The 448-nt window shown below is 52.9% G+C and carries 1 protein-coding gene and 1 pseudogene; both read left to right on the forward strand.

Features of this window, described 5'->3' with window-relative positions; translation table 11 throughout:
* Positions 1–21 precede the first annotated feature (21 nt).
* Positions 22–300, forward strand: coding sequence for an STAS domain-containing protein (locus ACTHTY_RS11955; protein ID WP_440367849.1), 279 nt, complete (start codon positions 22–24; stop codon positions 298–300).
* Positions 297–448, forward strand: a pseudogene (locus ACTHTY_RS11960) (MlaA family lipoprotein); the annotation flags it as partial. The gene ACTHTY_RS11955 and the pseudogene ACTHTY_RS11960, both read left to right, overlap by 4 nt.

Genomic DNA, 448 nt, shown 5'->3' on the forward strand with positions numbered 1-448 from the left:
GCCTTACATCATAAAGACACCATGCAAACAGAAAGCCGCAACGGCACGCTCTACATCAGCGGCGACGTTACCGGCAAAACCCTGACTGCCTCCGCCTTTGCGCGCTACGAACAACAATGCCGTCTGAAAGAAACAGGCAGCATAGACTTCAGCCAAGTAGGCAAAGCAGATTCAGCCTGCGTTTCCCTACTGCTCAACGCTCTGCGCCGGACAGACAAAAAACCGACCATTCAAAATATTCTCGATTCCGTCCGCGCACTGGCCGAACTTTACGAAATCAAAGACTGGTTTCAATCATGAAAAAAACCACCGCTTCCCTCTGCCTTCTCATCAGCCTTGCCTCCGCGCCCGCACTGGCCGAACGCAATCCGGCCGACCCTTATGAAGGCTACAGCCGCACCGTTTCTAAGTTCAACGACAAAGCAGACAAGTACGTCCTTTCCCCTGT

Source organism: Neisseria sp. P0019.S002, assembly GCF_051957155.1.
In the GTDB taxonomy this organism is placed as follows: Bacteria; Pseudomonadota; Gammaproteobacteria; order Burkholderiales; family Neisseriaceae; genus Neisseria; species Neisseria perflava.

Coding starts and splice junctions, on each gene's coding strand:
- ACTHTY_RS11955 (WP_440367849.1), top strand. CDS start 22: ATGCAAACAGAAAGCCGCAACGGCACGCTCTACATCAGCGGCGACGTT.